The sequence below is a fragment of the Vulcanisaeta distributa JCM 11217 genome (assembly GCF_001316005.1).
Taxonomy (GTDB): domain Archaea; phylum Thermoproteota; class Thermoprotei; order Thermoproteales; family Thermocladiaceae; genus Vulcanisaeta; species Vulcanisaeta distributa_B.
Window position 1 is genome coordinate 264,020 of the sequence record NZ_BBBJ01000002.1, and the last position, 24,042, is coordinate 288,061.

The 24,042-nt window shown below is 44.3% G+C and carries 22 protein-coding genes and 7 pseudogenes; 14 read left to right on the plus strand and 15 right to left on the minus strand.

Annotated features, from left to right (window positions below; all coding sequences use genetic code 11):
* Window positions 1–5 precede the first annotated feature (5 nt).
* The 4 genes and pseudogenes from JCM11217_RS03460 (at window position 6) to JCM11217_RS03475 (ending at window position 3,948) form a co-directional block, all read left to right on the plus strand.
* Window positions 6–1,731: pseudogene (locus tag JCM11217_RS03460) on the plus strand (radical SAM protein).
* A gap of 84 nt (window positions 1,732–1,815) precedes the next feature.
* Window positions 1,816–2,967, plus strand: coding sequence for a hypothetical protein (locus JCM11217_RS03465; protein WP_054842055.1), 1,152 nt, complete (start codon window positions 1,816–1,818; stop codon window positions 2,965–2,967).
* 4 nt (window positions 2,968–2,971) lie between these two features.
* Complete coding sequence (locus JCM11217_RS03470) at window positions 2,972–3,238, plus strand: KEOPS complex subunit Pcc1 (RefSeq protein ID WP_054842056.1); 267 nt, start codon at window positions 2,972–2,974, stop codon at window positions 3,236–3,238.
* A gap of 75 nt (window positions 3,239–3,313) precedes the next feature.
* Window positions 3,314–3,948 (plus strand): annotated as a pseudogene (locus JCM11217_RS03475) (30S ribosomal protein S3ae).
* On the opposite strand, the gene JCM11217_RS03480 reads toward JCM11217_RS03475, so the two are convergent.
* The gene (locus JCM11217_RS03480) at window positions 3,921–4,517 is read right to left on the minus strand and encodes a KH domain-containing protein (protein WP_054842057.1); all 597 of its coding nucleotides are present in this window, start codon (window positions 4,515–4,517) and stop codon (window positions 3,921–3,923) included. The pseudogene JCM11217_RS03475 and the gene JCM11217_RS03480 sit on opposite strands and share 28 nt — an antisense overlap.
* A 129-nt stretch (window positions 4,518–4,646) precedes the next feature.
* Between JCM11217_RS03480 and pgk the strand changes: the two genes are divergently transcribed.
* The 4 genes and pseudogenes from pgk (at window position 4,647) to JCM11217_RS03500 (ending at window position 8,472) form a co-directional block, all read left to right on the plus strand.
* A complete protein-coding gene (gene pgk, locus JCM11217_RS03485) occupies window positions 4,647–5,744 on the plus strand; it encodes a phosphoglycerate kinase (RefSeq protein WP_243678208.1) in 1,098 nt (365 codons plus the stop codon).
* Between the two features lie 119 nt (window positions 5,745–5,863).
* Window positions 5,864–6,915: pseudogene (locus JCM11217_RS03490) on the plus strand (type II glyceraldehyde-3-phosphate dehydrogenase).
* Between the two features lie 44 nt (window positions 6,916–6,959).
* The gene (locus tag JCM11217_RS03495) at window positions 6,960–7,922 is read left to right on the plus strand and encodes a M28 family peptidase (protein WP_243678209.1); all 963 of its coding nucleotides are present in this window, start codon (window positions 6,960–6,962) and stop codon (window positions 7,920–7,922) included.
* Window positions 7,923–8,016: 94 nt separating this feature from the next.
* Entirely contained in the window at window positions 8,017–8,472 is a 456-nt protein-coding gene (locus tag JCM11217_RS03500) for a UPF0179 family protein (RefSeq protein ID WP_054842058.1), read from the plus strand.
* A gap of 5 nt (window positions 8,473–8,477) precedes the next feature.
* Here the strand turns inward: JCM11217_RS03500 and JCM11217_RS03505 are convergent, their stop codons facing one another.
* The 6 genes and pseudogenes from JCM11217_RS03505 to JCM11217_RS03525 form a co-directional block, all read right to left on the minus strand.
* Window positions 8,478–8,936: a 30S ribosomal protein S15 gene (locus tag JCM11217_RS03505; protein ID WP_054842059.1), complete on the minus strand. Its 459-nt coding sequence runs from the start codon at window positions 8,934–8,936 to the stop codon at window positions 8,478–8,480.
* Window positions 8,937–9,061: 125 nt separating this feature from the next.
* Entirely contained in the window at window positions 9,062–9,661 is a 600-nt protein-coding gene (locus JCM11217_RS03510; protein ID WP_243678210.1) for a KEOPS complex kinase/ATPase Bud32, read from the minus strand.
* 37 nt (window positions 9,662–9,698) lie between these two features.
* Window positions 9,699–11,339, minus strand: coding sequence for a (Fe-S)-binding protein (locus tag JCM11217_RS03515; protein WP_054842089.1), 1,641 nt, complete (start codon window positions 11,337–11,339; stop codon window positions 9,699–9,701).
* 233 nt (window positions 11,340–11,572) lie between these two features.
* On the minus strand, window positions 11,573–12,367 hold the full coding sequence (locus JCM11217_RS03520) for an electron transfer flavoprotein subunit alpha/FixB family protein (protein WP_243678211.1): 795 nt from the start codon (window positions 12,365–12,367) through the stop codon (window positions 11,573–11,575).
* Complete coding sequence (locus JCM11217_RS13415) at window positions 12,354–12,497, minus strand: hypothetical protein (RefSeq protein ID WP_243678212.1); 144 nt, start codon at window positions 12,495–12,497, stop codon at window positions 12,354–12,356. Before JCM11217_RS13415 ends, JCM11217_RS03520 begins: the two co-directional genes overlap by 14 nt.
* Before the next feature lie 5 nt (window positions 12,498–12,502).
* Window positions 12,503–13,299 (minus strand): annotated as a pseudogene (locus JCM11217_RS03525) (electron transfer flavoprotein subunit beta/FixA family protein).
* Window positions 13,300–14,072: 773 nt separating this feature from the next.
* On the opposite strand from JCM11217_RS03525, the pseudogene JCM11217_RS13420 reads away from it, so the two are divergent.
* The 5 genes and pseudogenes from JCM11217_RS13420 to JCM11217_RS03545 all read left to right on the plus strand — a co-directional run bounded on the left by JCM11217_RS13420 (window position 14,073) and on the right by JCM11217_RS03545 (window position 17,869).
* Window positions 14,073–15,015: pseudogene (locus tag JCM11217_RS13420) on the plus strand (phenylalanine--tRNA ligase subunit alpha).
* A gap of 42 nt (window positions 15,016–15,057) precedes the next feature.
* Window positions 15,058–15,606 (plus strand): hypothetical protein, encoded by a 549-nt coding sequence (locus tag JCM11217_RS13425; RefSeq protein WP_243678213.1) that lies wholly within the window; start codon window positions 15,058–15,060, stop codon window positions 15,604–15,606.
* A 100-nt stretch (window positions 15,607–15,706) separates the two neighbouring features.
* A complete protein-coding gene (locus JCM11217_RS13430) occupies window positions 15,707–15,976 on the plus strand; it encodes a hypothetical protein (protein ID WP_243678214.1) in 270 nt (89 codons plus the stop codon).
* A gap of 237 nt (window positions 15,977–16,213) precedes the next feature.
* Window positions 16,214–17,381: pseudogene (locus JCM11217_RS03540) on the plus strand (thiolase domain-containing protein).
* Window positions 17,381–17,869 (plus strand): Zn-ribbon domain-containing OB-fold protein, encoded by a 489-nt coding sequence (locus tag JCM11217_RS03545; RefSeq protein WP_054842060.1) that lies wholly within the window; start codon window positions 17,381–17,383, stop codon window positions 17,867–17,869. The pseudogene JCM11217_RS03540 and the gene JCM11217_RS03545 overlap by 1 nt, the downstream one beginning before the upstream one ends.
* On the opposite strand, the gene JCM11217_RS03550 is transcribed toward JCM11217_RS03545, so the two are convergent.
* The 5 genes from JCM11217_RS03550 to pheT form a co-directional block, all read right to left on the minus strand.
* On the minus strand, window positions 17,866–18,663 hold the full coding sequence (locus JCM11217_RS03550; RefSeq protein ID WP_054842061.1) for a hypothetical protein: 798 nt from the start codon (window positions 18,661–18,663) through the stop codon (window positions 17,866–17,868). The genes JCM11217_RS03545 and JCM11217_RS03550 overlap by 4 nt on opposite strands.
* Before the next feature lie 476 nt (window positions 18,664–19,139).
* Window positions 19,140–19,586, minus strand: coding sequence for a hypothetical protein (locus JCM11217_RS03555; RefSeq protein WP_243678215.1), 447 nt, complete (start codon window positions 19,584–19,586; stop codon window positions 19,140–19,142).
* A 138-nt stretch (window positions 19,587–19,724) separates the two neighbouring features.
* Complete coding sequence (locus JCM11217_RS03560; RefSeq protein WP_243678216.1) at window positions 19,725–20,273, minus strand: DUF429 domain-containing protein; 549 nt, start codon at window positions 20,271–20,273, stop codon at window positions 19,725–19,727.
* 3 nt (window positions 20,274–20,276) lie between these two features.
* Window positions 20,277–21,095, minus strand: coding sequence for a D-aminoacyl-tRNA deacylase (locus tag JCM11217_RS03565; RefSeq protein WP_243678217.1), 819 nt, complete (start codon window positions 21,093–21,095; stop codon window positions 20,277–20,279).
* 57 nt (window positions 21,096–21,152) lie between these two features.
* The gene (gene pheT, locus JCM11217_RS03570) at window positions 21,153–22,814 is read right to left on the minus strand and encodes a phenylalanine--tRNA ligase subunit beta (RefSeq protein ID WP_054842063.1); all 1,662 of its coding nucleotides are present in this window, start codon (window positions 22,812–22,814) and stop codon (window positions 21,153–21,155) included.
* Window positions 22,815–22,872: 58 nt separating this feature from the next.
* Here pheT and JCM11217_RS03575 point away from each other — a divergent pair, with 58 nt between their 5' ends.
* Window positions 22,873–23,184 carry a hypothetical protein gene (locus JCM11217_RS03575; protein WP_243678218.1) on the plus strand — a complete coding sequence of 104 codons (312 nt, stop codon included), beginning with the start codon at window positions 22,873–22,875 and terminating at the stop codon, window positions 23,182–23,184.
* A 57-nt stretch (window positions 23,185–23,241) separates the two neighbouring features.
* Here the strand turns inward: JCM11217_RS03575 and JCM11217_RS13435 are convergent, their stop codons facing one another.
* From JCM11217_RS13435 to JCM11217_RS03585, 3 genes and pseudogenes are all read right to left on the minus strand, one after another.
* A complete protein-coding gene (locus JCM11217_RS13435; protein ID WP_243678219.1) occupies window positions 23,242–23,454 on the minus strand; it encodes a hypothetical protein in 213 nt (70 codons plus the stop codon).
* A 23-nt stretch (window positions 23,455–23,477) separates the two neighbouring features.
* The gene (locus JCM11217_RS03580) at window positions 23,478–23,822 is read right to left on the minus strand and encodes a hypothetical protein (RefSeq protein ID WP_054842064.1); all 345 of its coding nucleotides are present in this window, start codon (window positions 23,820–23,822) and stop codon (window positions 23,478–23,480) included.
* Window positions 23,789–24,042, minus strand: a pseudogene (locus JCM11217_RS03585) (hypothetical protein); the annotation flags it as partial. The gene JCM11217_RS03580 and the pseudogene JCM11217_RS03585, both read right to left, overlap by 34 nt.

A 24,042-nucleotide genomic window follows, 5' to 3' on the forward strand; every position in this document is an offset into this window, starting at 1 on the left:
CCGTAATGGTTCAGGTAGCGGCTGCAAAGACGGAATTGATTGAAGTGCAAAAACCGAGAAGGCCCCTCGTGGACCTAAGCAGGTTCAAACTACCTAGACACTACAGAAATGCGCTGGAGAATGAAAGACTACAGCAGATGTGGAAGAAGCAATTTGGTTTACCAGATCACGTTAGGGTTGTTAAGGTCTCGGTATCTGTATGCCCAGTCTGTAATAGGCAGATACCAATGGTTGTTTATGAGGAAGATGGAGCAATATGGCTGAAAAAGACTTGCCCAGAACATGGAACATTCAGGGACTTGTACTGGGGGGGCGATGCCGAACTTTACTACTACTTCCTCCAATGGGATTCTCCGGAGTATATTGGTAATGGTACTGCAAACCCCAATACAGACCTAGATTACTACATAACCACCAGCGGTTGTCCATTCGCTTGTGGATTATGCCCTGTCCATAAGACTAATACCGTACTTGCAATAATCGACGTAACAAATAGATGTAACATGAAGTGCCCAGTATGCTTCGCCAACGCCTACGCGGCTGGCTACGTGTATGAACCAACACTCGAGCAGATCGAGTACATGCTTAGGACACTCAGAGCCCAAAAGCCCTGGGCACCGAATGCAATTCAATTTAGTGGCGGTGAGCCCACATTAAGGAATGACTTGCCAGAAATCATTAGAATGGCTAAGGCGCTTGGTTTTGATCACATAGAGGTTAATACTAATGGTATAAGACTAGCAAACGATATTGACTACTATAAGAAGCTTCTAGATGCTGGTATGTCAACCATCTACCTACAGTTTGATACGATAGATCCAAATAACCAGGGCGTATGGAGCATAGGCTTTATGACCCAAGGGCATACGTAGCCGTTAGAAAGAAGGTTATTGAGAACGCCAGGAAGCTCGGTCATAGGTCCGTGGTTTTGGTGGTCACGATGGCCAGGAACTATAATGATAAGGATATTGGTAAAATAATCGACTTTGCGGTTGAGAATAGGGATGTGGTTAGGTGGATTAATATACAGCCTGTGGCCTTCGCAGGCAGGGCTAAGGAGTATAGTCCTGAGGAGATTAGGCAGTTCAGGATAACGATACCCGACGTAATAAATGAAATTGAGACCCAGACAGGCGGTAAGATAAGTAAGTGGGACTGGAGACCTGTTAACTGGCCTGTGGCGCTTGGTAAATTGGTTGAGGCAATAACGGGTAGTCCAAAGCCAATATTTGGTAATAACCCAGTCTGTGGTGCATCAACGTTTATCTACTACGATGAGGATACCAAGGACATACTACCAATAACCAAGGTTGTTGATGTTGATGGTTTCGAAAAGACCGTTTGGGACCTACACAGTAAGGCTGTTAGGGGGGGTGGTGTTTGGAGGGGGGGAATAGCCGCGGTAGAGACCTTGAAATTGCTTAGGTATGTTAAGCACAAGGCTTTAGGAACATACTCGCTAATTTCCTGATAAAGAAGGACTATGAATCGCTGGGTCAGATCATGTTTAACGTGATTGGCCTTGGGATAATGCACTTCATGGATGTCTTTAACTTTGATGTGCAGAGGGTTCAGAGGTGCGACATACACTATGCAACGCCTGATGGTAGGATAATACCCTTCTGCACAATGAATAACTTCCACAGAGATAAGATTGAGCATAGCTTTAAGATGGACGTGAAGGACTGGCTTAAGATAAAGCTTGCGAAGAACACGTCGGTCTACATATGATTTGCAACCTCATAAAGATTTATCCGTATTTATTCAACCTATACCCAAGTAATTATTAATAAGTATTCTTTACTCACAAGTAATGTGAAATCAAGAGGTAGGCTTATCCTGGATTCAATCATAAACTCATCAGATAACCTACTCATAGTAGTACCGCCATTCATAAATTCCCTATTTTCAGCCATGACGATCTTAATGGAACGATTTAATAGAGGCTTATTAACGCATGTGACATTACTAACGTTGGAGTCATTAAATGACTTGAGAAGAGACGTAATAGGTAGGTACAACTCAGTCCTACTTATCGACCCACCCACTATCATGAGACTTGATGAACTAGCCCACTCCTTCAATGGCAAGAGAGTATTCGTAATCGGTAAGGAGAGTATTGACTGGGTCAGTGCAGATGCCTATTTGGAGTCCACGGACTCAATGCCTCAATTAATATGGCAATTGCTAAATAATGAGTTGAGTCAGGACTCAATGAAATTCCTGGAGACTGCCATTACCTACGAGTTTTCCGTAACACCCGATTACAATATCTCATTATTTAATGGTTGGTTAACAACAGAACTCATTAATTACCCAGCATTACCAGGCATACTCAGGCTGCCACTAAGCACCTCACTCTCACGCGCCCTCTCACCCATAATACCTAATATCACGGGTAATGAGGCTGAGGCCAGGAATCTCGTAAAGGCCATTGCCAAGAGAGGTGATGCGTCGTATAAGGACCTTGGCGAGGACGAGGTAATGACCCTGCTAAAGTACATTAGCGATTACATGTTGAGGGCTGGGTTTAGAGGTGATTACCTTGATAAGCTCGTGCTCATGCATAGGAGGTGGATTAACACTGATGTCGATGTTTTAGAGACAATACTTGCCGTAGAGTCTCAATTGGTGCTTTGGGAATACGCAGGTGGCTTGTTAAACCCGGTACTTAATCCGCAAAGTGTTAAGGATATGGATAATACACTTGTCAAGTACATAGCCGTGGTTAGTGAGTATGTAAGGCAATTGGATAGGGATAGTATTACGGTGAGGCAGGGTTATCAACCATTAACGCTAATTGATAGATTATGCTCAATAGTTAGCTTCAAAACCGAGACTGGGAGTAAGTCCTTCACTATTGAGAATGAGCCATTGCAATTAATTTGTGCGTTTAATGAGGATATCGCGGATGCGGATTTAATGTTTAAACGCGGTAATTACTCAATAGCTGTGAGGGGGGGTTAAAGCAATGATTATTAGGGGGGGCAGGGTTATCCTGGAAATTACTACGAAAAGTAATGAGGATTGCCGAGTAATCGCATCATCATTGTCACCTGATGAAAGAGGACTACCGCAGGGTGTCACATCAATTATTAAGTGCGTTGATAATAGGCTGATTTACGAAGTTGAGTATGACGTTGATGATGATAGATTATTGAGTGTTTATAATACGATTGATGACTTCATTAGAAATTTGAAGGTCGTGATGGAATCCCTCAGTAGTTTAGGAAGGTAAAAATATAAAAAGGGTTTTTTGATCAACGATAAGATCAACGTGTCTGAGCAGAAGCAGGTTAAGACAGGTAAGTGGATGATTAAGAAGTGGTTCACTGTGTATGCACCCGCGTTATTCAATGGTATGGAGATTGGCGAGGTACCTGCCAACGAGCCTAACGCCCTTATTGGCAGGACGATTGAGGTAACATTATTTGACATAACGAGGGATCTCAGCCACCTCCATATAAAGTTGAGATTTCAGATAGATAGGGTCGAGGGTGAGAGGGCGTATACGAGGTTTAAGGGTATGGAGTTAACGAGAGATTATATAAAGAGCTTGATCAGGAGGGGGGGTTCAAGTCTTATTCAATTAATTCAGGATATAAATACCACGGACAATGCATTACTTAGGGTCACAATACTCGCCATGACACCGACAAGGTGCAAATCAAGCCAAAGAGGGCAATTAGGAGGGAATTCTCTAAGGCTTTAAATGAGCTTGCTAGTAAGGTTGACTTTAATGGGTTCATAAAGGCCGCGGTATTTGGCGATGTAAGCAATCAATTATTTGCTGTTGGAAAGAAGATATACCCACTAAGGAAGGTCGAGGTTTATAAAATAAAGGTATTGAGATACCCAATGGGTGGTGAGGTTAAGCCAGTAGGTGAGGAGGTTAAGGTCGCAGAGACAACTGCTGAGTCTCAGCCTTCTTCCTCACCCTCCTCATAATAACTCCTACTCAACCTCTCCATCAACTCCCTATACCTACTCTCCCTCCTCCAATTCTGAATCCACCTATACACCGTGGCGTGCTGCTTACCGCGAATTAACATCTCTATGGCCTCCCTAGCCACCTTAACGTTCTCGTAAAGTCCGAGAATTGCTATGTACTTATCACCAATTACTATGTTCGTATCCGTTAACTCCTGGAGAACCCTCTTGGCCCTACCATCTTCACCAATTATCCTAGCCTTAATCCTACTAATGTGGTTGGACTTATCCTTATTGACATAGTCCCTCAAATCAATTATCTCAAGGGTATAATCATCACTCCTTAGGTTTTGGGCATCATTATAATCAAAGCCGTATGATATGGCCTCAATAATATTTTTAGCCTTCATCAACTGATCAAAGTTTGTATTACTACCTGGAATTATCGTAACCTCACCTTTATCATTATCAACCATTACCTTAACACCAAATTCCTCCTCAATCGCCTTTATCGAATCGCTAATCGCCTTCAACCTATTCTTCTCAACCACGAGCTTAAAGCCTCCCTTCATGTAGTCACTTATCATGTTCCCATTTACATAACCTCCTCGGATTAAAAATCTTGCTTTCTCCGTGAATTTGTAAATTATTAATAATTATAATTATTACTATGGTAGGAAAATTTTAAATATACTACCTAGCCATAATTGGGTAGTATGGGTTTACCCAGTTTACCCAGTTCACTCCCAACAATAAACCTATGCAGTAAGGGCAGGGTGTTAGTTAGGGTTGACATGAATGTCCCAATAAATAGGGACTCTGGCGAAATACTTGATGATTATAGGATTGAGGCTCACTCAAAGACCATAAAATATCTCGTTGATTTAGGTCTACCTGTTGTTGTGGTGACGCACCAGGGCAGACCTGGAGACCCAGAGTTTGTGTCCCTTGAAACACACGCTAAGGTTCTTAGTAAGTACCTGGGTATGGATGTGCGCTTTATAGATGATGTTATAGGGCCTAGGGCACGTGAAGAGATAAGTAAATTAAGGCCTGGTGAGGTGTTGATGCTCGATAACCTTAGGTTCATCAGTGAAGAGGTAATTGAGGGAGAGCCACAGAAGCTTGCAAATACATACCTAGTGAGGAAGTTAGCACCATTATTTAATTACTTCATTCTTGATGCCTTCGCCACGGCGCACAGGTCACAGCCAAGCATTGTTGGGTTCCCATACGTATTACCGAGCTGTATGGGCATCATAATGGAGAGGGAGGTCAACGCATTAGGTAAGGTGCTTAATGCGAGGGGGGGCGTGTCCACGGTATTAATCGCCGGCGGCGCTAAGGTTCCAGAGACTGTGAAAGCCATTAAGGCATTATTAACTAAGAACCTCATTAATAAGGTATTAATTGGCGGATTAGTTGGTCAACTATTCCTGGCTTTGAGGCATGGCAATAATAAGTTACTTAGTAATGTTAAAGTTGATCAGGGCACGATTAATGACGCGATGGACGTAATGAAATTATTCAGCGATAAGATAGTACTTCCGGTAGATGCTGTTCAGTCAGATGGTAAGGTAATTGAACCAAGCAATGCACAGTCGATGCTTGATATAGGGCCTGGGACCATTGAGCTGTTCAATAAGCATATACTAACAGCGGACATAGCGATAATGACAGGGCCTCTTGGCTTGGTTGAGGTTGATCAGTTTGCGGTAGGTACGAGGGAGGTGATGAGGGTTATGGTTGATAATGCGCAGTTCACCATAATCGGTGGTGGCCACACGATAATGTCTGCCAGGAAGTTCGGTTGATAGATAAGATAAGCCATGTATCCACTGGCGGTAGGGCATTTATTCAATTCCTAGCAGATCCATACCTACCCGGTATTAAGGCCCTTGAACTCTCCAGGTCTAGATTCTGGGTGTGAGCCATGACGGTTAAGGTAGGCATAGTGGGTTATGGAACGATTGGGAAGAGGGTCGCTGACGCGGTAATGAAAATGGATGATATGGAGTTAATTGGTGTAATTAAGCAAACACCCGATTATGAGAGTGAGGTTGCCATAAGTAAGGGCATTAAGTTATATACTTATGAAGATAGGGTTGGTAAGTTCGAGAAAGCCGGGATTAAAGTCGCGGGGGGGACTATTAATGACCTTATTAAGAACGTTGATGTAATTATTGACGCAACGCCAGACGGCGTTGGCGCGGAGAATAGGGCTAAAATCTACGAACAGCTGGGTTAAGGGCCATATTCCAAGGCGGTGAAGAGGCCGAAGTTGCCGAAGTAAGTTTCAACGCGCTCGCCAATTACGATGTGGCCGTTGGCAAGAGGTTCATTAGAGTCGTTAGTTGCAACACAACCGCTCTCTCGAGATTAATAAGTGCCTTCCTGATCCATGGTTATAAGATAAGGAGGGTTAGGGCATACCTAGTGAGGAGAGGTGCCGACCCTAGGGAGTTTAAGAAGGGGGGGCCTATTAACGATGTCGTGTTTAACCCAGCCACGGTACCCAGCCACCACGGTCCTGATGTGCAGACCGTGATACCAAACATCGACATAATTACCATGGCGGTGGCCGTACCCACAACAATGATGCACTTACACATGGTTAACATAGAGTTTGATGGTCAGGTAAGTAAGGGTGAGGTTATGAGGATTCTCGAGGAGACGCCTAGGATATTATTGTTTAATTCCGCATCGAGGAAGTTCGAATCACTTGCACAAATAATTGAGTGGGCTAGGGACATGGGTAGACTTAGAGGTGATGTGATGGAGAATGCGGTAATTGAGGACTCAATAACCGTGTTTCAGAACGAGTTATTCCTAATGCAGGGTGTTCATCAGGAGAGTATTGTGGTTCCTGAGAACATAGATGCCGTGAGGGCCATGTTTAAGCTCTCCAGTAAGTGGGACTCGATTAGGAAGACTGACTTAATGCTTAATCTCATAACCACAGGCAAGAATTACAACCTTTCTTGATCACAGGTTCAAAGCTTTTAAGCCTTAGTAATCCCTGTACTTGTATGGACATTGACATACTGGGTCGATTATCAACGGAGGTGGGTCCTTCAGGTTTCGAGGATAGGGTGAGGAGGATCATTAGGGGCTTCGTGGGTGATTACGTAGATGAGGTTATTATTGATAATATGGGCAACCTAATTGCCAGGGTTGGTAATGGCCCATTTAAGGTCCTAATTAGTGCCCATATGGATGAAGTTGGAGTTATGGTTTCCCACATAGACCAAAGGGGCTTTCTAAGAATAATACCTATTGGCGGTTTAGATCCATGGACACTCCTTGATAAGGAGCTTGTGTTTATGGGGAGGAACGGTGATATAGTTGGTGTTGTTGGTGTTGATCCACCGCATCTACGTAAGGAGAAGCCACCATCAAGGTTTGAGGAGCTATATGTCGATGCAGGCTTTAGCAGTAGAGATGAGGCCTTTAAGAGCGGTGTAATGCCGGGCACTCCGGGCACGTTTATTGGGAACTTTAGGCAGAGGGGGGGTTCCGTGGCTATTGGTAAGGCATTTGATAATAGGGTTGGCTGTACAGTTCTAATAGACACGCTTAGGGACATTAGGAATAAGGTTAGTGGCGATGTATCGCTGTACTTCTCATGGAATACCCAGGAGGAGGTTGGCCTCAGGGGCATTAATGCGGTTGTTCACCAGGTTAATCCCCACATGGCATTTATCGTGGAGACCACGGTTGCCGCTGACGTACCAACAAGTAGTGAGGATGTTTGGATAACGAGGATTGGCGGTGGCGCTGCATTGAGGGCGTACGATAGGTCTATGATTGCTAATCCTAGGCTACTATCAGTAGCTATTGAGCTGGCTGAGAACAGCAATATTAGGTATCAGGTTCAGGTTAATCCATACGGTGGTACGGATGCGGGGGTAGTGCATACCTACGGTACTGGTGTGCCGTCATTAGTGATATCAACCCCCCCGCGAGGTATATACACTCACCAGCCTCGTTAATAAGCATTGATGATTTAATGCAAGTCGAAAGCTTATTAAGGACTCTATTATTAAACCTCGACTTCATAAGGAGCAAGGCCATTATTAGTGAGAAATGATGGAGACCAAGAGGGTAATGACATTAATCGGTAAGGAGCAAGCCGTCGTTGGTAAGACCTTTAGGCTATACTCAATTCCAAATGAATGTAGACAATGCAAATTATTTAACATATGCGTGGCTAGGCTTAAGCCTGGCAGGATCTATAGGATCGTTGAGGTTAAGCACGTTGGCCTACCGCAACCTAATAAATGCCTCTTAACCGGTGAGGACATGGTTCCGATAATCGCCGAGGAACTCCCAATAATCATCCCTGTACCGACCAAGCTATTTATTGAGGGTGTTGTTATTACGTATACAAAGTCATTAATCACGTGTAATGACGCTAGGAGGTACTTACCCAGTGATAATGTGCTTAAGGACGGCACTAAGGTGAAGATTGTGAGAGAGACTGGCCGGGTTAAGTGTAATAATGAGGGTTATGTGCTCGCTGAGGTAATACCACTTGATTAATCACGTTATGCAAGCATTGAGAATGCCTCAGGCGTGTATGTGAAGTCCTGAGGCAACTTACCAACACGCTTATAATACTTAATCAACCTGTGTATCTTTGACTCAACAAGGTTCAAGCCCCCCCTCCTTGCACTTAGATCCTTTGGATGCTCCTCAAGGTGCTTCCTAATCTTCACGGCTCTCCTGATGAGGTTCATTAGATCCTCAGGTATTTGCGGAGCCAGTCCATGCTCCTGTAATACCTCGGTAATGCTCTTACCAAGTATTGGCTTGACAAGTGGTATGCCGTATTGGTCCCTAAGTATTATGCCTATCATCGATGGCGAGAAGCCCCCCCTCTTAGCTAGCTCAATTACTAACTGCTCAACCTCCTCCTGGGTGTATGAAACCCATGAAGGCGTTACCTTAGACACAGGCCTTGTACTTCCACTTCTACCGTGCTTATGCCTACTACGGTGAGGCACGCCTAACGATATCTAGAGAAGTTTTAAAGCTTATTTGTTCGTGAGGATGACGAGTAGATTACCTAACGGCATACCTAACCATCCTCCTTAACCTATTAACGATTGACCCAACCCTACTCGTCAATTCATGCCCCCATGGCCTCCCTATACCCATTAAGGAACTCAGTAAATAGTAACTGACTTTGATCTTTACGCAATGCCTCAAAGGACCTTAAGGTTACATTAAGGTCAAGGGCCAGCTTATACAGCATCCTAATGTCCTGCGCGTTAGGTGCTCTGCCAAGGATCTCAGATAAACCAAAGTCTATTAGGTATAACTCGCCATTAACTATTAGTGCATTAGCCGGCGTTGGGTCACCATGCACTATCCCACTCCTATGCAGTACACCTAAGTAATTACCCATAGTTCTTACGTAATTAATCACCGCATCATTAACCTCATTACCCATTAGTAACTTAACCAGCGGCATCCCATTTAGGTATTCCATCCTAATCCTCATGCTAACCAGGTCAACATCGTAGATCCTGGGTACGGGTATGCCCAACTCCCTAGCCCTTATCATAGCCCTAGCCTCATTAATAGTTCTCAATCTACGAATGTAATTATCAAACTCAGCCCTCCTATAACCCTTCGGTACCCTCTCCTTAACTAGAACAGTCATCCCAAGCCAATCCTCCAGGTAGAGCACGGCCTCCGCACCAATGGCTATCGGCTTACGATCCATTAAATTAAGGGATTAATTTAGGTTGAAAATTTTTACTTTAGGATGCCTTAACCTCCTCTGGCTTGATTATTGAGGCCTTAACGATCTCGGATATATCCAGTATCTTAACCTTATCCTCAACACCCTTAACCCTCGCCGCGTCAGTAAGCATGGCATTGCAGAATGGGCATAGCGTCACTATTGTTTGGGCATTCGTCTCCATCAGCTGCTCAAGCCTTATGTGGCTAATCCTCTTCTTCTCAGGCACATCATACCAATAATTTGCGCCACCAGCACCGCAACAGAAGGTTTGCGTTCCATGCTTTCTCGCCTCCCTTAATTCACCGAGTCTCCTAACAATATTTCTTTGAGGCTCAACGACACCATTGTATCTGGCTAAGTAGCATGGATCATGAATCGTGAAGACCACGTTATTCTTACCTACCTTTATCCTACCTTCATCAATTAATTGCTTCAGGAACTCTGAATGGTGTAGTACCTTCACGTTACTCATCCAGGGATCAATCTTCGGATAATCATTCTTAAACGTATTATAACCATGTGGGCATATCGTTATTATGTTCCTTACATTATACTTCTTAAATAACTCAATATTATTAAGCGCCAATTCCTGGAACCTACCCTCCTCACCGAGTCTCCTTGCTGGGTCGCCGCAACACGTCTCTTCATCACCGAGTATTGCCACCTTATCCAGAAGACCCGCTGATTTTAGGATGTCTATTAGCGACGTGATTATTTCCCTAGCCCTATTATCAAAGCTACCCATACAACCAACCCAGAGTAGGTACTCGAAGTCTGGATTCTCTTGGACTGTCTTAACACCAAGTTCCTTTAACCAGTCATGTCTACCATAGTTCGGCATACCCATTGAGTTATTATACTGAGATAGGTTCAGGAGTAAGTTGGATTTCTTCTGGTCAAGTTTACCTAACTCAACGAGCTTTCTCCTAAGATCCATTATTATGTCAATATGCCTAACACCCACTGGGCAACTATACGTACATGCGCCACAGGTCGTGCATGCCCACAACTCGTCCTCATTAATGACCTTAAACGCCTCCGACTCAAGCCCAGATGAATCCTTCAGTATCGCTAATTTCCTGACAAGGACTCTAGGTGATAGCGGCCTACCAGCAGCGACTGCGGGGCAAGCCTCCTCACAAGCGCCTATTTCAACACATGAGCTGAAGCTATGTACCTCATAATCCTCAAACTCACTTAACTTCTCAACACCCATTTTAACCTGACTTGCATCGACCTTACCATCAATCACATCCTTAATATTAAACGGCATGCGTATGTTGGGAAGACCTCTATCGAAGTCCATGAATAGGTTAACCTCAGGCCTTGCATAGAACAGCACAATTAGTAAATAGTCAGCTATCGTTATTGTTAACTTAACGTCAATGTAAAATAACGATGGTAATATGGTCAATACAAGGGTTGATGTGGTCAGCAGTATTATAGCCATGAGAATCCCTTGAAGCGTTAACGATTTACTCCTGAACTCCTCAGACACTCCTAGGAAATTATGCACATTAATCGCCCTAATAAATACCTGCACTCTCCATGCGAATGCTGCCAGTAGTCCCACAATGAATGGTAAGGCTATGGCAAACATCACGTAATGCGCAATGACGTACTTGTAAATCCATGGATAAAGAATTGTATAAAGCATTGATAGGGAAACACCACCCAGTATGGAGAAGTGAAGTGCATCAACATAGCTTCTCCTTATACCATTAATTTCATACTTAACGAAGTTTATTAACCGACCTATAGTTAATTGTATTTTGCTTACTCTAACCTCGTGGTAAAGCCGGACGATCAATGCGATTATCAATGCCAAGTCTACTGCGTATAAGGAATAAAGTAAGTAAATTAGTATGGTTTGATCCATAAATTAATCCCTCACTTCTTAAGCAACTCCTTAAGTCTCTTCGTTAAGGCGGGTACGAATTTATATAAGTCCTCAACAACGCCATAGTCACAGTTCTTGAAGAACGGCGCATTGGGGTCGTTGTTTATTACAACGACGGTCTTAGACTCCATCATGCCTGCTAGGTGTTGTGGTTGTCCACTTATGCCTATTGCCACGTATAGCTTTGGCCTGACCTTGTGACCGCTCAGTCCAACCCAGTGGTCCTCACTAAGCCACTTAAGGTCTGCGGCTATTGGCCTTGAACAACCAATCTCAGCCCCCCCAAGAACCTCAGCCAGCTCAAAGGCGAGCTTAAGATCATCCTGCTTCTTAAAGCCCCTACCAACAGAAACAATTAACTCAGCATCCTCAATCCTAACCTTACCCTTAGGCTTCTCCTCAGTAGAAACAACCTTAATGCTAGGGATGGCCTTAGGCTGTAGCGTCTCCGTGGATATCGCTGTCGCCTTCTCAACAGGCTTAAAGCGCGCTGGCGGTGCCATTAAGAACGCCCTATCAGTCACCTTGACGGTCACCTGAGCCCTATTCCCAATGCCATTATACGTTACCTCAAGGACATTACCACTTTGCTTTAGATCAATTACATCGACTATTAAGGGTGCCGATAACTTCTGCGCAGTAATAGCTATTGCAGTCTTGAAGAACTTGCTCACGGGAACGGCTATTACCGAGTAATTATTGGCATTGATTAAATCCACAAGCGTCTCTGAGAATGATGCCTCATCGATCTGCGCACTCAATATATAGGCCTTAGCGACCCCCATACTTACCCAATTGGGTTGCATCCCCCCCAGTTCCAAGTAGTAAATAATGAATTTCTGGGCTCTCCAGCTTCTGCGCTAGACCTATTAATCCCGTATCATTTATTGAGCCAATCACGAGGACCTTCGCCATGCCCATCACCTCGGAGTTATTATACCCTCCTGAATCAATGCTTGCACGAGCTTCTCCACCTTTTCATCAACACTACCCTCCTTAATAATCACGCCCTTCCTCTTAACCTGTATAGGCGTGATGTTTCCAACCTCAACAGGTGACTTTACGGAAATACCAAGGTCAGCAAAGCTAAACCTATTTATGGGCTTCTTCATTGCTGCCCTTATTTGGAGTAGGGGTGGTATTCTCGGTACGTTAATCTCCCTAGTAACCGTCACTAATACCGGCAATTGAGCTTCAACAGTTTGCACTGCCTCCTCAAGGTCACGCTTGGCAACGACCTTATTACCCTCAACCTTCAACTCCCTAACAAAGGAGATTACGGGTATCCCGAGTTCAGCAGCGACCCTGGGCCCGACTTGACTCGTATAGCCATCTATTGTTGCCTCACCAGCAATTATTATGTCGTAATTACCCAACTTCCTTATTGCCGCGGCTATGGCCTTAGCGTTAGTAATTGATCACTATTTATCAAGGCATTATCAACTATTAAGTAGGCCTCATCAGCGCCCATAGCCAACACCTCCCTAAGCAGGCTCTCAGCCTCCTGCTGCCTCTTTGCCAGTGGACCATACTTAAGTGCGGTTATTACGCGAACCCTACCGCCAGCCTTCTCCTTAATTCTAACGGCCTCCTCAACCGCGTTTCTATCGATATCACTTATCTTAAGTGGTGTGGCTTCGATATCTACCTTCGTCTCGCTAACCCTTAGTTGCCCCCCCGTGTCGAGAGCCAGTTTTACGAGTGCCAATATCTCCATTACGTATATGGTTTAACATGTGTTTTTTAGCATTATCCATTATTTATATTATATAGCGTCTCTAAAGGCAGGATTACCATAAGTAATCCTTATAAGGTACGGGAATTGCCTATCAACGTAGATTAATGAGCGAAGATAAAAATAGAGAATTAATACTACCTCAGCAGGAGTTTGAAATACTGAGATTGTTAAAGGATAGCACCACGCCTGTTAGAGTGGATGATGTCGCGTCTAAGCTAGGTACTGACGCGAATTCCCTCATGAGAAGCATCGCTGAGCTTGAGAACCTAGGCTTGATACGCATTAATAGGGTTATGAAGAGAGTCATAGAGTTGACGGATGAGGGCAGGAGATACCTTGAGGTGGGGGGGCTTCCCGAGGTTAGGTTGGCAAGGGTATTATTGAGCTGTAATTGTAAACCAAGTATTAATGAGGTTCCCAGTATCGCGAAGGATTATGGTATTTCATTAATGATTAACGAGGTTAATTACGCAATATCATCACTTAGTAAATTAGGTATCGTTAGAATTAATAGGGGGGGCGTTATCGAGCCGGTTTCTCAGGACAAGCTTAACAGCGTGATCAATAGGCAGGATGTACTTAACCAGGTTAGGAATGGGGTCTTTGAGGATGAGTTACCCGAGGGCATTAAGCCCATTATTCAGGAGTTCCTTAGGAGAAATATCGTTAAGGCGAGAGAAAGGAGCGTTATTGAGTTATTGATTACGGATGAGGCCCGCGACCTCATGGATAGGGGCTTGATAAAGGTGGGTATGGTGGTCACGGCATTAACTCCCGAATTAATAACAAGTGGTGCCTGGAGAAATGTTGTTATTAAGAAGTTCGACTTATCAATACCAACACCGCAGGCACCCATCGTAACTAAGCACTTCTTCTCTGAGTTCATTAAGTTCGTTAAGGAGGTCTTCATATCGCTGGGCTTTGAGGAGGTTTATGGACCACATGTGGAGCTTGAGCTGTGGAATTTCGATGCATTGTTCCAAGCACAGGATCACCCTGCCAGGGAAATCCACGACACGTACTTCCTCAAGTACCAAGCACGGGTAAAATACTCGATAATGAATTAGTGAGTAGGATTGCGCATACTCATGAGGATGGATGGATAACAGGCTCGAGGGGGGGGTGGGGGGGCTATAAGTGGGACCCGAGTAGAGCTGTTAGGCTTGTGTTAAGGACCCAGACAACTTCCGTCTCTGTAAGGACACTGTATAAACGCGGTGATGGCGAGTACAGGGCATTCACAATCGATAGGGTCTTTAGGCCTGAGGTCCTTGACCCGAAGCACTCCATGGAGTTTCACCAGGCTGATGGTATCGTCGTTGGTGAGAACCTAAGCTTTAAGCACCTACTTGGGGGGGTGCTCGAGGCCTTAGCGAGGGGGGGATGGGGGGGTTGAAGAGGGTCATGTTTAAGCCAGCCTACTTCCCATTCACAAGCCCATCTGCCGAGGGCTACGCATATCACGAGAAGCTTGGTTGGATTGAGTTTGTGGGTTCCGGAATATTTAGGCCTGAGGTGGTGATGCCACTCGGACTTAGGAGGAGTAGGGTTTTGGCATTTGGCATGGGCCTTGATAGGATTGCCATGATACTCATGAATATTGAGGACATTAGGGACTTGTTTTCCAGGGATATCAACGTAATTAAGAGGTACTGGACGAACTACTCAAGATTCATAAATAACCTAAACCGCTGAGGTTAGTTAAGGTTATAAATCCCGAGGAGCCAGTAATGACCTGTGTCAAGGAGTGAGGAGCGCGCCATTAAGTCGGCGCATCTATTGCTGCCGTTGACATCACCAATAATAGCGATGCTCCTCATATTAGGATTAATCAATATCGGCGAAACCCAGGTTCCTGCAGGCCCACCATTCCAATCAGTGAATACATCAAGCGCCGGCCTATACAATGTGGCTGTAATCATAGTGATCATGGTCGCGGCGACGTACATAATTTATAGACTAATAAAGCAGAGGTTAATAAGGACGTTTGAGGCATTGAAAAACATATTGTTAGCTATCGTTATAATAAGCTCTGTATTATTTTATACAATGACCTACGTTTATGGCTATGACGTAAGTCCATTGATTAATTACCCATTATCAATATTCGTGATAGCCATCATAATAAGTGCGTTAATTATGTACGCGGCGATTAGGGCCAGGAACACCGTGGTCAGGGCCTTAGCGATAAGTGCGTATAGTTCCATGGCTGGTGTAATCTTTACAATAGCCCTACCAGCTGGACCTTGGCAATACTGCTTATTGCATTACCACTCTACGACATAGTGATGGTATATAGGGGGGTTTACTCGGTCGATTAGTTACCGAGCTTTCCAAGTATGGTGAAGGCAAATACCCACTGCTTAGGGGGGGATTGATTCTAGACATGGATGGTATAGGCATTGGCGTCGGTGACTTGGTACTATACGCAACCCTGGTTTCACTAACCATGCTTCAATACATCAATCACAACTTCACATTAATTCAAAGCGCGTTGGCCTCAGCCGTCTCGCTAATCGGGATCCTCATTGGCCTATTCATAACATTTAAGTACTTATTACCAATTAAGAAGTATGCACCAGCTGCCAATACCAATCCTACTTGGGTCCATCCCACTCATATACCTAGTTACAATAATTATATGACCTATAACTGAACTAAATCGACCTTCCTAAGGGCCTCACGATCCTTCTGAGTAGGGTATTTACTGAGTATTTTTATCCAGGGATTATCAACCATCTCCGCAAACGGGAATTCCATTACTCATAATTCATAATACGGTAATAAATAGCAAGTGAGCAAAAAAGAGTAGTATTATGATCAGTAACGCTATATAACAATAAATATTATACTCAGAGATCAATCTTATTTAGACCCTTACTGAGAAGGACCCGTGCGTAAGGTCGGTATTGTTGGTGTTGGTCAGTCTGTCTTTGGTGTTAGGAATGATGTGACGATTCAGGAACTCGCCTGGGAGGCCGTTAAGGAGGCTCTTGATGATGCTGGCTTGACTCAAAAGGATATCGAAATATCGATTGTTGGCAGTGCAGGGACTAGGACCTACGAGTTATACCCAGCGGTTCCAGTTAATGAGTATAGCGGATTTAGTGAGAAGGGGCCTATAAGGGTTGAGGCTGCATGCGCCACTGGTAGTGCGGCGTTGGCCGTGGCTTACAACATGGTTGCCTCAGGCTTCGTGGACATCGCCCTAGCCATTGGCGTGGAGAAGATGAATGAGGTTGACACAGCAACATCACTGGCAGTTGGTGGTAGAGGTGGTAATTACCTCTGGGAATACCACTTCTACGGTACTACATTTCCGGCGTACTACGCGTTGTATGCCACGGCCCACATGGCTAGGTTCGGAACTACTGAGGAACAATTGGCCCTGGTTAGGGTTAAGAACCAGAAGTATGCGGCTAGGAACCCGAAGGCTCAGTTTCAGTTTGAGGTGACCGTGGATGATGTCCTTAAGTCAAGGCCCATTGCGTGGCCCTTGAAGCTCTATGATTGCTCGGCAATAACCGACGGCGCGGCAGCCGCTGTGGTGGCCAGTGAGGATGCAATTAGAAAATTACACATTGATACACCCGTTTGGATTGAGGCGATTGGTTACGCATCTGATACCTCAAACATAACCAGACGTGAGGATTACGTGAGCCTAAAGGCAACTAGGTTGGCAGCGCAGATGGCCTATAGGAGGGCTGGTATTGAGCCTAAAGATGTGGAGGTCGCTGAAGTTCATGATTGCTTCACAATAGCCGAGATAATGGCCTATGAAGACTTGGGCTTTGTGGAGAAGGGCATGGGTGGTAAATTCATTGAGGAGGGTCAGAGCGACATTGGTGGTAAGGTCGCCGTTAACTTAAGTGGTGGGCTTTTGGGTAAGGGGGGGGCATCCACTGGGTGCCACTGGTCTCGCAATGATTTATGAATTGGTTAAGCAGTTGAGGGAGGAGAGGGAGCGTGGCAGGCAGGCGCCTTTGAGGAGGTACATAGCCCTTGCTCACAATATAGGCGGTACTGGCCATTATGGCTATGTGACAATACTGAGGAGGTGATGGATATGGCGGAGAGGAAGGCAGGTGCTAAGAAAACCGTTAAGATCGAGGGGGGGCCAACCATAGACTCAGTACCGATCACTTACAGGCATAAAATACCCATTGGCAAGACACTTAAGTATTGGGATGGCCTTAGGGAGGGCAGGATATACGCGACTAGGTGTAAATCCTGTGGCGCGGTTTATTACCCACCGCAGTCTGACTGCCCATACTGTGGGTCGAGTGATGTTGAGTGGATTGAGTTGCCTAGGGAGGGTGTTCTTGAAACCTTCACGAGAGTATACTCAAAGCCTCAGGGTTATGAGGACTTTGAGCCGTACATAATAGCCATTGCTAGGGTTGGTGATGTTAGGGTAATGGGCTGGCTCATAAATGTTAAGGATGAGAGGTGCGTCAAGGTTGGTGATGAGGTGGTGCTCGGCACGACATACATCGAGAAGCACAATAAATACATAATAACATTCCAACTAAAAAACAAACAATGCTAAGAATTACTGCTTAACACCGACTTACTTAAAATGGTATTAACGACTTGCTTAATCACGCAATCCTCATTTAGCACCTTGAAGTACGTGGATTTAGGGCCCAGAGGTCCAGGGGGGGCCATTATTGGTTCGACACAGCCATCTAGGTTATTAATTAGGGATTGCTTTATATCGAGACCCCCTAGTGATTGCTTAATGCAGGTACTTAAATCATCGAGCCTCAAGACCTTTTGAGAGCCTATGAGCGCCATTGACCTCCTAATGCACTCGCTCACAGAGGCTGTGTACCTAATACTAACCTCCCCCCCATTAACCACCTCCACCACACCGAGGTCCGTCGCAAGCCCAATAATCGCCTTAAAAGCAACCTCATTAAGCCATGCGGTTGGCGATAAATCCCTCATTTTTTGATTTATTAATTTATGAAGCTCAGCAACGTTAATAGGCCCCTCCTCACTTATTAGATTTATTAACAACCGGTAATGAGGCAACTCCTTATAAAGTATTAGATGAAGTAACATCTTCGATAAAGCAAGATCCCTATTCAAAGCCCTATACAGAGCGTTACCTGTGTCCGTTAGCCTAACATTACAATCTCCATAAACCTCGACTAATCCAATCCTCTGAAAGAACCTCGTTATATCACCCCCCCTCCCCCCCTTACCAATGTCAAGACCCCCCCTATCTTTAATTACGGAACAATTAATTCCAGGATTCTCACCAACCACGAGTATATAATTTATGAGCTTCTCAAGGCTTATCCTCGGTATCGGTATACTCCTCTGTATATTAAGCATTAATGATTAGTTATTATGCATGATTTATTTGCAGTAAACCTGTAAAATAACGCTAATATCAGTATCAATACTAAGCCAAAATACCTCAACGAAACCCCTACCTTAGAATTACTTCTTAGTAATATTGCCCTGATGCATTAATGATATGAATCTATCTACCTGTACCCGTGAGAATATTAATAACAGGACTATAACGTCAACATTTTAACTGTTAATTAAAAATGCTGTCAGTTTCAATACCTAAACAATGGTATCCGAGGAAATATCAAAGCTGGAATTGAATCTGAAATGCCCCCCCATATGTGGTTCTAATCTTCAGTTGATTGAGAATTCGACGTACGTAATCCTTGGATGTCCGCATTGTAAAATATATACGAGAATGACGAAAAAGCACATTTACAGAAATTACATTGATTATGAGGGTAATCATATTCATTTGAAATGGGCTGAATTAATTAAGGAATTGTACGTAAGAATTAATGGGAAAGCTCATCAAGAATCAAATGAATCTTGACCCCCCCAGACCTCCTTAGGTACTCAAGTGCTATATCAAAAATTGAATTAATATCGCGCGTCGACTCACTCCTGCCCCTGATGTATGGTTGGTATAAATGAACATAAACAACGATGCCCCCCCTACCAACCAAGTTAATTATTTTGTATGCATCAAGATGAACCACAACGCTTTGGGTTAATGAACAATCATCACTCGTGAAATAATTCATAACAGTAAAGCCAAGTTTATTCAATAACGTTATCTTATCCTGGGTGATGCATGGGTATGTAATAAGCCTATTAATTCCTCTCTGCAATAATAATTTTATTAAGGAAGGACGTCTAAGCAACTCATTAACCTGCTCAGGATCAATCATTAGCCCATACACATTACATCTAAGTTCCTTAATGCGATCCCAATCAGTCACTCTAATGATGCAATAATCACCGCAGCAATCAACCCCCTAATCTATAGATGCTGATTATTATGTCCTTATACCTATCAATCAATTCCTCAAATAAACTCATGCTAATCACCCGAGGTATACAATCAATGCGCGGAATTATTAAGGAGCTTCATCCTCAAGCCCCCCCGCTAATTCCTCCGTACACCCATGATCATGTAATAGGCAGGTGAATGCCGACACTAATGCGTCAACCTCATGCTCATTACTTATTACGGGCCCCCCCCTTAACCCTAATGTGATGAACTTAACGAAGTCCTGCCTGCTCATCCCGAGTATCCTGAGCGTTGATGTTGGATGTACCTCAAGAACCCTAAATCCGTATTTCCTTAACTCACTCGCTATTTGTATGCCATAAATTGTTAACCACCTCATGGGACCCAACAATGGTGGGATGAGCCTAAGTCCGAGCCTCCTAGCCTTCACCTCAACCAACCTATTAATGCCATTTTTAGGAAGCCCAAGTGGTGCATCTATGCATATTAATGATGGTGATTGCCGCAGCACCGAGTTTATTATCTCCTCCCTAGTGGATAAGGTATCCACTGCGTAGGTACGATCGCCAGTGTTTATTAATCCGAAACCCGTTCTCTTCCTATTAGGTAGTGCAAGGTCGATCCCTACGTATATACCCTTCACTGCTAGTGGCATTATTCAAGTCCTCTTAATCACCTTTACATTAAGTTCATTGAGAACCTCGGTAACGAGCTTCCTGGTCTCACTATCAATTGCCTTCCAACTAACGTAAGCCTTAACCGGCCTATGGGTCATCATATTCACGGCCTTAATGATCATTTCCCTAGTTATTGGCGTTATATACTTCGGTATTGCATGACCAACATCCGCCTCACCACTGATTAACCTATTATCTATCGTTAGGTAATGTAAGTCACCTATTGATATTGCAGGTTCAAAGTTACTAATTAATTTGCCCTCAAGGAATTCATTAACAACGTAATGAAGCAACTCCCAACCCCCCCTACTTATCAACCACTCCCTCTCACTACTTCCCTGCTCCACGAAGGTCACGGGTATTGACTCTATCGTAGGGCCGTGGTGCGTCGCCTCAATATGGCATTCGAAGTTCTCAAGACCATAGTCAGGCCTAATCCTACACAATTCCCTATAAAATGCCGTAATAGTGTGCGGGTTTGCCAGCGATACTGTGTTCGGTCTCCCACCTAACTCAGCGGCGCCCCAATTACCCGTAACGTGAGATGTAAACATTGGCCTTGGGTTCCTCATTTCATGGCGACTAACGAAGATTAACTCCTGAGGTCTTTCCTGAATTTTCGAAATTACTTCCTCAAGGTCATCCAAGTAAACAATATCCTTATTCAATGCATAAAATGTGAGATTTCCCTTTAAGTCATAGATCTCATAATCGCCTAAGTTCATTCTATACCTAAGATTACCATCCCTATTAAATAACTCAAAGACCCCCCTTGATACCACATCCACCTTACTAAACACTATGCCATACATGTTGATTCAGTGATTAAGCAATGCAGCCGCTCCTTTTTAATATTCCTAGCTCATCAACTCATTAAGCCTAATCTCGCTTACAACAACGGGATACTCAAGGTCGAACGCCGTTATTACGTCGGGCCTCACCTCCATCACAAAACCAACATCCCTATTGTCAATGTGTATGCAGGCAGTCCTTTCGGGCAAGCCCGATACGTACTCACAAGGCTTAAGTGAGTAATTAATGCCGAGACTCGTCAATAATGACCTCAGCACGGAAAGGCCATCGGTGAGTGTTATTTCAGGGCCACTAATTAAGTAACTAAGTACTAGGTTCTCCTTAACGCCCACCTCACTCTCTGGGTTTGGCGACGCGACGTAACCAACCTCAAATATCTTAAGAACACCCTCAATCAAGGCCTTATTCCTAGCTGCAACCTCCATTAACTGGGGGGGCCATATGTGATCCCTAAGAACAGTGTAAAGCTCAGACTTCGGATTCTCAACCTCAACAAGCTCTCTCTGATCCATTGTTCTCCTAATCATGACGTCTTTATTACTCATCATGTAATTAAGAACCTCCTGAAAGCCGAGACCAACCATTAAATCCCTAATTAAATCAGCGAAGGCGCTCAACTCACTTCTAGCGCCTTTAATGGGTTGTGGTGGTAACTCCCTCGGAATATTCTCATAACCATAGGCCACCGCAATATCCTCAACAAGGTCCACCGGGTGAAGTACGTTGAATCTATATGGGGCGACCTTAACGAGCAATTCCTCGCCGTAATCAATAACATCGTGCCTTGACATTAGTAAATAATTAATAATATCGTTCTTACTCAGGTTAAGTCCTAAATAATTATTGACGAAATTAATAGATAGCTTGAACTCAAGAGGATCCAACACAGGAGATGCCGTACTACCCCCCCATGGCGCATTCACATTAACTACTTCAACGGTTCTCGAAGAACTCCTCTCAAGCAAGTTATAGACTAAGACGGCGAGTATTGACTTAGCGAGCTTTAAGTCCGTGGCGGTAACGTCTATCAACACATTCCTAGTCTTCTCCGTAACCTTAAAGTCCTCACTACCAAGTACGGGTATTATCACGAGTACCCTGCCCTCAGAATCAATTAGTATTGGTGCCTTACCATCGTAAACCGCGTACTTACCGTATAACCTACCCTTCTCGGTACCCTCAATAACCTCAGAACCACTCATCTCCCTATCACTATCCAATGGCCTATACTTAATCGCATCAAGTCTCTCAAGCCTATACGTGAGCGGCTGCTTAATCTTATCAGCGTCATAAAACCCAATGGCCATCTTCCTCCTATCCCTGCCATAGGTTGCATGAAGCTTCTCCTGAAGCTGAATCATCTGCCTAATGGCCTCATCACTGAGCCTTAAATCACGTACAATACCCATCATTATGTACGGCCTATTAGGGACGTCCTCGGCAATGAGCCTAAAGCCATTATTAACAATATTAAACTTAGGAAGCCCAACCTCAACCTTAAACAAACCCTTTAACGCCCTTGCAATGCCCTCCACAGAGAATAGGTCAGGCCTATCATGGGTAACCTCAAACGTCACATCATCGCCGGAGACCCCCTCAACCTCACCCTTAAGCCTATTCAACGCCGCAATAAGCTCCTCATCACCACTAAAGTACTTACCCAGTAAACCCTCCAGGTCACTTCGCTTAAACGTAATTACAGGCATGCATCACTACGGAGCAACAAAACCTATTAAGCATTTTTAAGCATGGTTTATATTGAGTATGAGGATTGGGTATGTAATAACTGCGTTGATTCTCGTCATAGTCATAGTAATGGTGGTCTTACTCATAGCACCCTTCAGGCATGAGGAGTCCTACATAACGATAGGTCTCGTTAAGGTTCCAACGAGTGTGCCTAAAATAATCGTGAGCTCAGTATTCAGCAATGGCTCCCAAATACCCATTAACTACACGTGCAACGGCCTAAATTACTCAATACCACTACACATAAGCAATGTACCAAGCAATGCTAAATCCCTCATGGTAATAATGGAGGATGTTAGCGTATGTCTCCAGAGCCGTAGACCGCTATAAGAATAAGAATAAAATAATATTGTTGTTTATAATTATAGTGGTTTGTTTTGGTTAATTTTATTGTGCCCGTGGGCTCTGGGCGGGGGGGTCTTGGCATTTTAGGTTCATCATCGCCTTGGCTATCCTTTGCGCCCTCTTGATGTTGTTCTCGCTCATCGCTTCCTCATGCATCCTCCTCAATACCTCGCAAACCTTAGCCATCAACTCAGGATGCCTTTTTAACTCGCCATAGCGTATGTAGACTTCGAACCTACCGTTGTGTCCCCACAACTTTACGTTGTAGCCAGCCCTTTTCAGCGCTTCCCGAACCGCCTCGCATCGCCATAATCCTTACGTTTAACCCTAAGCTCGACCGTACCATTATTATTCACGTGAACGTTCATCTTGATGCCGACGACCTCGATCGACGACCTGACTTTTGGCTTGATCTTCGTATTGGCCAGCGTTATTAATCGCCTAAGCTTCTCGGCGTCTGGCAATGAGCTCAAGTCTTCAACCAAGGCTTTGATTAATGCGTCATCGAGCCACCTCCTGGTGAGCTCGACAGCCCTCGAGGCCTTAGCCACGTAGTTAATTATGTGCCTTTCATCATTCTTCCTAAATCCTAAGCCCTCGAGCCTCTCAATAACCCCCCCCACCCCCCCCATAATTCACGCTTTGCCTTGCCCATTGTAAGTATGATTGACTTTCTCTTAACATCAACACTGCCATCGCCAAGTATTGCGAATAGCGAGAACGACAAGAAATCCTCGTTATTTAGCTTACCTGCTTCCTCAGCAACCTCAGCCTTACTCTTGAATGCGTCTCTATGGTCAATAGCTCTTAAATGCCACCTAACGCTTAAGTCACCGTCATTGA